Source organism: Mesorhizobium sp. (assembly GCF_005063415.1).
Classification (GTDB): domain Bacteria; phylum Pseudomonadota; class Alphaproteobacteria; order Rhizobiales; family Rhizobiaceae; genus Mesorhizobium.
This window is the reverse complement of record NZ_SUEG01000243.1, coordinates 1-4726: the sequence shown is the minus strand read 5'-3', so window position 1 is coordinate 4726 and position 4726 is coordinate 1. Positions and strand designations below refer to the sequence as shown.

General features: G+C 57.3%; 8 protein-coding genes and 1 pseudogene. 8 read left to right on the top strand and 1 reads right to left on the bottom strand.

The window, feature by feature from the left end; translation table 11 throughout:
- The 6 genes and pseudogenes from E5W70_RS30945 to E5W70_RS30920 form a co-directional block, all read left to right on the top strand.
- Positions 1-213: pseudogene (locus E5W70_RS30945) on the top strand (integrase); the annotation flags it as partial.
- 445 nt (positions 214-658) lie between these two features.
- Entirely contained in the window at positions 659-868 is a 210-nt protein-coding gene (locus E5W70_RS30940; RefSeq protein WP_292665049.1) for a helix-turn-helix domain-containing protein, read from the top strand.
- 66 nt (positions 869-934) lie between these two features.
- Positions 935-1228 (top strand): hypothetical protein, encoded by a 294-nt coding sequence (locus E5W70_RS30935; protein ID WP_292665048.1) that lies wholly within the window; start codon positions 935-937, stop codon positions 1226-1228.
- Entirely contained in the window at positions 1215-1799 is a 585-nt protein-coding gene (locus E5W70_RS30930; RefSeq protein ID WP_292665047.1) for a hypothetical protein, read from the top strand. The genes E5W70_RS30935 and E5W70_RS30930 overlap by 14 nt, the downstream gene beginning before the upstream one ends.
- A 115-nt stretch (positions 1800-1914) precedes the next feature.
- A complete protein-coding gene (locus E5W70_RS30925) occupies positions 1915-2205 on the top strand; it encodes a DUF6074 family protein (protein WP_292665046.1) in 291 nt (96 codons plus the stop codon).
- Between the two features lie 44 nt (positions 2206-2249).
- The gene (locus E5W70_RS30920) at positions 2250-2786 is read left to right on the top strand and encodes a hypothetical protein (RefSeq protein WP_292665045.1); all 537 of its coding nucleotides are present in this window, start codon (positions 2250-2252) and stop codon (positions 2784-2786) included.
- 492 nt (positions 2787-3278) lie between these two features.
- Here E5W70_RS30920 and E5W70_RS30915 read toward each other — a convergent pair whose 3' ends face one another.
- On the bottom strand, positions 3279-3761 hold the full coding sequence (locus tag E5W70_RS30915; protein ID WP_292665044.1) for a pyridoxamine 5'-phosphate oxidase family protein: 483 nt from the start codon (positions 3759-3761) through the stop codon (positions 3279-3281).
- A 191-nt stretch (positions 3762-3952) separates the two neighbouring features.
- Here E5W70_RS30915 and E5W70_RS30910 point away from each other — a divergent pair, with 191 nt between their 5' ends.
- Complete coding sequence (locus tag E5W70_RS30910; RefSeq protein WP_128187400.1) at positions 3953-4318, top strand: low affinity iron permease family protein; 366 nt, start codon at positions 3953-3955, stop codon at positions 4316-4318.
- Positions 4319-4501: 183 nt separating this feature from the next.
- On the top strand, positions 4502-4726 hold a 225-nt coding region (locus tag E5W70_RS30905; protein WP_292665043.1), incomplete at its 3' end, for a hypothetical protein.

Genomic DNA, 4726 nt, shown 5'->3' with positions numbered 1-4726 from the left:
GCCTTTCGCGATTGGGCCGGTGATCAGACCAGCTTCCCGCGCGAAGTCGCCGAGGCAGCTCTCGCGCACAAGGTGGGCGATTCGGTCGAGAATGCGTATCGGCGCTCCGATGCACTGGAGAAGCGGCGCAAGCTGATGTCGGCCTGGGCAAACTATCTCAACACGGCCAATTCGAATCGGAATCTGCGCCTTGTTGGGGGAAACGCCCGATAACTGTCCTCTGGCGTCCGTGTGACTCTTGACCGGTGAATCTGAGCGGCGGATACTGATCACCAGTTTTGAGGGACATTTGGTTTGAGGACCATCGATCACGGCTCGTTCTGAGCGGGCGTGATCGGCGCGAGGGGTCGCGGCGGGTTCCCTCTAATCTTCCGTGCATAGCCTGGGAGGGCAATGGTTGGGTTTTGGCGACGGCGATTTGCCGTGTCCAGACCATGACGACACGCATCAAAACCTGAGAACCGAAGGGGAACAAACATCTGTTGGTCTAGTTTGATGCAAACTGGGGATAACTACCTATAAGCTGCTGATAATAAAGGGAATGTTTCTAACGATGAATATAGCGTGAACATGCACCCAGCATTAGACGCGAGTCTGCTAAAATGCTAGTTTGTCTGTATTGATTTGTTGGCGTCTCAAATGAAAGGAAGGAATAAGAATGATCAGTGGTCCCAACGCATTTACCGTCGCTGATTTTTGCGATGCATACGGGATTCGACGCAATTCGGCCTATCTCGAAATGAAGGCCGGTCGGCTGGAATATCGGAAGGCTGGTCGCAAGACCCTCATTCGGAAGGTGGATGCTGACGCATGGCTGGATAGCTTGCCGAAGGGAAACCCCGAACCTGCCCCCGCAGGGGAAGCTTGAGCGACTCGTCTGGACAACAGTCGCCCAAGCCAATTCTGAACCCCACTCTCAATAGGATACCAGAACATGAGATCCATATCAGGGGATTTCGCACAGGCGAAATCAATTCCGGCCGTGGCGCCGAAGAAATCCACAATCACGGTTCGTATCGAGCGAGACGGGCGCACCAAGCGTTTGGACGGTCGCGCCGCCTGGATGATGACCAAGCTAGTGGAGGCCGGCAAACGCGGCGTGTCGCCGCTCGATCTGCCGACGGGCGTCAGGGTTGCCCATTATATCTTTCTCCTTCGCCGCGAAGGCTTCAGGCCATGCGCGAAAGCCGCCTTGTTTTGGCGAGGGCGCACTGATGCCGGTTCGTGATCTACGAGACCACAGCCGAACCGAGCGCGGCAAAACTTTCTCGCTCGTGAAGAAACACACCCTGCCGCCCAATGATCAAGGCGGCTGGATGGCACAAACCCGCGACTTCCTGGAGTCGTCGGCTTATCGCACCCTGAGCACCAACGCGAAGCGCGCTCTTGACCGCCTGAAAATAGAACACATCGGGCATGGCAGAACGCACAACGGGAAGCTGATCGTGACGCACGATCAGTTCATCTCGTATGGCGTTACGCCGGAGTATGTTGGTGATGCGCTCGATGAACTGGCCTTCAAGGGTTTACTGAAAATCACTCGCGGAAGAGCAGGAAACGGCACAGCTCACCCAAATGTCTTCCGGTTGACCTTCGACGGCGACTACGAGGGAGCGCCAGCCACGAACGAATGGAAGCGATGCACCGACGATGACGCCAAGCGCTGGGTCGAGACGGTACGGGAACAACGCAAGATACAGCGGGCTAACGTCGGCCGAAAAACCAAGCCCTCGCTTTGTAATCCCGAAGTCCGTCCGCTTCGGGTTTCCGAAATCCGCGTAGCTGCTGGAGTGAGGTGACCCATGGAAAACCCTTCAATTGCAAGGCCTCAGCCAATTTCGGGAACACCAAGTGCTATATATAGTTTGGCCGGTAGTGGCCTTTTTCCTCAATCCAAGGGTAGGGGAGGCTCGCATGACACATGAGCGGCCTACCCCGACAGCATGGCAGTCGGTTGCCTGCAAAATCGTGCCGTTTCCCGCCAAAATGAGGGTTGGAAAAATTCGGCGCACCGCGGAAATTCTCCGCGGCCGCCACGGCAAGGATGCCGAACACTACTGGCAGCACGTGATCAACGGGATGCGGTCCCAGATGAAAAACTCGGGCCTGCCCGTCGCGGTGATCGAAAGCGAACTGAAAGGTTTTGCAGACGCGGTCTTCGCGAGGTTCTCCAACGCTCGTCCTTACGATGGGGACGCTGCATGACCGGGCGCTGGCAAGATGTCCGTGAAATATTGGCGGCCTAATCCATGACGGCAAAAACAAAAGTCCTTCCCACGCCCGATAACGCGCACCAATCGAGGCCGTCGCGCCTCTTAAAGATCGACGGCAGCAGCGTCACTATCGACCATACGGCAGCCCAGAAAGCCTTCGGATCATCGGATGAGGATTTCATCAATGGCTTCCTGCACCAGCTGGTTAATGTCGGCAGCCACGGTAAAACGCCAGACGATAAGGGCACGGCCTTCGTTGCCTCGATTGTGAAAGGCATTGAACCGCAGGATCAGATCGAAGCTATGCTGGCATCGCAGATGGCTGCGGTGCACATGGCGACAATGACGTTCGCCCGCCGCCTTGCTCACTGCGAGACTATCCCGCAGCAAGACAGCGCCGAACGTGCTTTCAACAAGCTCACCAGGACATTCGCGGCCCAGGTCGAAGCCCTAAAGAAATACCGCACGGGCGGCCAGCAGCACGTCACGGTGAAGCACGTTACGGTGAACGAAGGCGGGCAAGCTATTGTCGGCAATGTCTCGCATGGGGGGCAGGGTGACGGAAAAAAATAACGTCAACCTCATGAACCTAGCGCCTCGGTGTCACGCTCGGTCGAAGCGGACGGGTTGCCAGTGTCGATCGCCAGCGGTGAGGGGCAGCGCAGTCTGTCGCATGCACGGTGCGGGCGGTGGCGCACCTGAAGGCAAGCGGAACGGCAACTATCGCAACGGAGGCAGGACGAAACGCACAATGGCAGCCTTGGCGGTTGTCCAGGCAATGGCGCGGATATGTCGGCAGACGATCGATGATCTATCGAATTAACTGGGAATTAGTCGCCATGCTGCTCGCCGCGGCCTTCATTCTGGCGTTGTGCCTGCGTCCTTAGCTTGCCTTTCGCGGCCATTACCGGCGTATTGTCTAGGCTGAACTCATAAATGCGGAATGACCGGGATGGGTGGAAAGCAGTCGGTCGTCCTATCCCGTTGTCAGTTCGCAATGAGCGAAGACGCCAGTAAGAGGCCAGGCGCAAGGAAGCTGCATGAGTTCCGTTCTACAGGTTCCGGTCACTTCATTCGAACCTGTGCCACGCTGTCTCTGTAGTCCTCTTTCGGGTCGCCCATCCCGAGGAAAAGTTTCACCCCGGCGACGATGCTGGAAGCATCTTTCCAGATTTCGGCGTCAGCAGGATCGAACCTGAGCAAGCACAGCTTCGGATCTTCCTTGCCTCCTTCGAACCAGGCGGCGACGAAGCGGTTCCACAAACGGTCGATGACTGCCGGATCATTGTCGATCCTCAGTGTGCCTTCGACGGTGGCGAACAGGTCGTGTCCCTTAGCGGAGTAGACCAGTGTCGCTTCCTTTGCAGATGCAACGGCCTCGGCCAAGTCGGTGTCCTTCGCTGTGAAGAAGTAGATAACGTTGCGGTCACCATCGAACTGCGCTGTCATCGGTCGAGGGTGGACGCCCGGGACGCCGATCATTGCCGTCATGTCGGAACGGATCGAATCCCAAAACTTGCTTTTGAATTCCTGATCGTTGTCGGGCATGGCTTGTCTCCTGTGAGAACGCCAAACGCCGCGTGTCTGCCGTGGTTCCAAGCGCTCGCGGGCAACAGGCAGAACCTGGCCAGCCACAGATCAGGTCGGCGTGACGACGAACATGGCCATTAACACGGTGCCCTTGACGAGCACCCGAAATGCAGCCCCAATCGGATCACATCGTTCATACGGGGATTCGCATGAACCGATTTCTCTTTGTGATGGCCGACTTTCTATCCCGACCGCCCGGCTTCTATGTGCTAATCGCTGCGATGATAGCCTGCACTGCGATGGTTCCGTTTGGGCTCACAAACGTAATCACTTATGCGCTCTCAGTGGCTGCGATAGTGATTACCGGCGTCGTGCTGATTCAGGGCTATCGCGACACTGCTGCCATCCATGCGAAGCTCGACGAGATCATTGTCGCATTGAAGGAAACGAGGAACAATGTCGTCGGGCTCGAGCACGCCCAGCCCGAGGAGATCAAAGCCCATTTGGCGCGGCTTGAACTGGAAGCGGCGGCGGCTGATCAAGAAGCTAAGCACGAGGGAGTCTCTGGCGCCTAATTACGCCAGCGGCTTGGCGAGATCGCGTCCAGCGGCTCGCCTGCGTTTCAAAAATAACCCCAGGCGCTTGCCAACGGCCAGTTTCCGGCACGGCCCGCCTAAGAACGACGTGGCGGGGAACCGATTTAACAAGCTCTGAGTTTCAATTGTTAACCCAAGGTGAAAGTCTTAGGGAGCAACACAATGAAAACCATCCATCATCTCCTCGCCGGCACCGGTATGGTGCTGATTTCAAGTGCATTTTTCGGCTCAGCGGCGACCGTTCCAGCATTTGCGCAGGCGATTGAGCGCCAGATCTCGGCGGGGCGGCAATGTCGCTTGTGCCCGCCGCTCACCACTGGCGAGGGCCATCCGACAGGCACAGCTAGTAGGGACACCATCGCCGGCAGCGGCAGCGTCGGCGACCAC

What these genes read in the sequence shown, in the direction of transcription:
- E5W70_RS30935 (WP_292665048.1), top strand. Translation starts at nt 935, where the DNA reads ATGAGATCCATATCAGGGGATTTCGCACAGGCGAAATCAATTCCGGCC.
- E5W70_RS30915 (WP_292665044.1), bottom strand. Translation starts at nt 3,761, where the DNA reads ATGCCCGACAACGATCAGGAATTCAAAAGCAAGTTTTGGGATTCGATC.
- E5W70_RS30925 (WP_292665046.1), top strand. Translation starts at nt 1,915, where the DNA reads ATGACACATGAGCGGCCTACCCCGACAGCATGGCAGTCGGTTGCCTGC.
- E5W70_RS30930 (WP_292665047.1), top strand. Translation starts at nt 1,215, where the DNA reads ATGCCGGTTCGTGATCTACGAGACCACAGCCGAACCGAGCGCGGCAAA.
- E5W70_RS30920 (WP_292665045.1), top strand. Translation starts at nt 2,250, where the DNA reads ATGACGGCAAAAACAAAAGTCCTTCCCACGCCCGATAACGCGCACCAA.
- E5W70_RS30910 (WP_128187400.1), top strand. Translation starts at nt 3,953, where the DNA reads ATGAACCGATTTCTCTTTGTGATGGCCGACTTTCTATCCCGACCGCCC.
- E5W70_RS30940 (WP_292665049.1), top strand. Translation starts at nt 659, where the DNA reads ATGATCAGTGGTCCCAACGCATTTACCGTCGCTGATTTTTGCGATGCA.